This is a genomic window from Endozoicomonas sp. YOMI1, from assembly GCF_024606345.1.
Classification (GTDB): domain Bacteria; phylum Pseudomonadota; class Gammaproteobacteria; order Pseudomonadales; family Endozoicomonadaceae; genus Endozoicomonas.
In genome coordinates this window covers 1-1882 of sequence record NZ_JAHHPM010000591.1, presented here as the reverse complement: position 1 = coordinate 1882, position 1882 = coordinate 1, and the positions used below count along the sequence as shown (strand labels likewise).

1 protein-coding gene is annotated in these 1882 nt (G+C 50.1%); it reads left to right on the top strand.

The window, feature by feature from the left end:
• Nucleotides 1-319: 319 nt before the first annotated feature.
• Nucleotides 320-1882, top strand: a 1563-nt coding sequence (locus KDK15_RS20575; RefSeq protein ID WP_257297275.1) for a ZmpA/ZmpB/ZmpC family metallo-endopeptidase-related protein, incomplete at its 3' end; no start/stop codon positions are given.

Sequence of the window (1882 nt, the reverse complement as noted above, 5' to 3'; positions counted from 1 at the left end):
GACTCCGCTCAGGACGAACGGAGTTTGGAGGTCAATGATAGATGGAACCCATCAAATACATTGAAACCGTGTACTAGAAGGCTGTCCGGGAATTGCATTTTCATAGCAAAAAAAGCCCCATGTAATTCAAACTATTCTTACCACTGCCATAAAACTGGCTACTGTTATCACTCCCTATTTAACGCTTTTACCGATGTAGAAAAAAACAGTTGCGTGTCAGAAATACTCAAACATCACTGACCTATTTGCTTCTTTGTGTTTGCCCTATAAGACAATGGATTAATATCTCCGTAAACAACTTTATCATGAGGTAATGATTTTGATACGGCAATCAGGCGTAAACCCGGCAGGCATGGCCATCGACCCGCAACCTGTAACAACCCCCACTACAGAACCGGAGGGTCGATGGAGAGGGTGGGAGGTGATCCAATCGGGGGCCAGTGCATTTGTTCGGTCACTGCACCCCTTCTATGATCCACTCAATAGCCAACTGCCAGTGCAGGATGTTGCGGACTCTGCTGTTGGCATTGATCTTTGGGGCGTTGTTGGCCAGACCAATAATTTCCAGCAGTTCACTGCACTGGCAGGACGGGCGATAGCAGCTTATTCCGGCCTGCCTTCAGAAATCAATAGTCTGCTGAGCTATCTTGCCAACCTGGCGGTTGTGGGCCGGTTTGCCAGCGATCAGCTGAATGCGTTCAATGCTTGCGGCGGTTCGATACCTGAGCCTGGCACACACAGGAAAAATACACCGGACGAGACTTTGGAAAACACGAAAGACAAAACCAGAAAAGCCTCACAGAAACATGATAAATCCGCCACCGCAACGCTCCGGGCTGGCCAGTTGCCAAACACGCCCCTGGCACTGGGGGCTCTGGTCGGCCTGTCCGCTGTCGGTGCGGCAGCACCATCCAGCCCTGATACTGACTCTTGGATTGATGTGCCAAATGCCGAGAAACTGGGCGAGATTTGCCATCATGATGTGAAATCATGCGGGAAAAAATATCGGCTGACCAATAATATCGACGGTAGCCGATTGTCCCAGTCCATTGGCTCTGAAAACAATCCATTCACCGGCGAGTTGTACGGTAATGGTCATACTATTGGCAACTTTTCGAAGTGCCTGGTAAAAAAACTTCAGGGCCGTATCGTCAACCTGGCCCTTAGTGATGCCAATATAAACTCAACGGATTCAGCCGGGGCAGTGGCTTGTCAAATGTTAGGCAGCGCCACGATCAGCAATATTCACGTTGAACGTGCTTACCTTGAAACCAGGGGTGAAAAAGCATACGCAGGCATTGTCGTGGGCAGAGCTACCGGAGGAACTGTTACTAACACAAATGCGGAGAACTGCAATGTGACAACCTCCGGTGAAAAGGCACACGCAGGCATTGTCGTGGGCGAAGCTAACGGAGGAACTGTTACTAAAACGACTGCGGTGAACTGCAGGGTGACAACCTCCGGTAATTATGCAGGTGCCGGTATTGGGGCGGGATCATCGTCCAATTCAAATGTTACCGACACAAAAGCAAAAAACTGCAGGGTGGAAACCTCCGGTAATTATGCAAATGCCGGTATTGGGGCGGGATTATCGTCCAATTCAAATGTTACCGACACGACAGCGGTGAACTGCACAGTGTCAACCCGCGAAGATTTTGCAGATGCCGGTATTGGGGCGGGATCATCGACCAAATCAACGGTTACCGACACGACAGCGGTGAACTGCACAGTGTCAACCCGCGAAGATTTTGCACATGCCGGTATTGGGGCGGGATCATCGACCAATTCAACGGTTACCGACACGACAGCGGTGGAATGCACAGTATTAACCATGGAAGATGATGCAAATGCCGGTATTGGGGCGGGATCATCGTCCTATTCA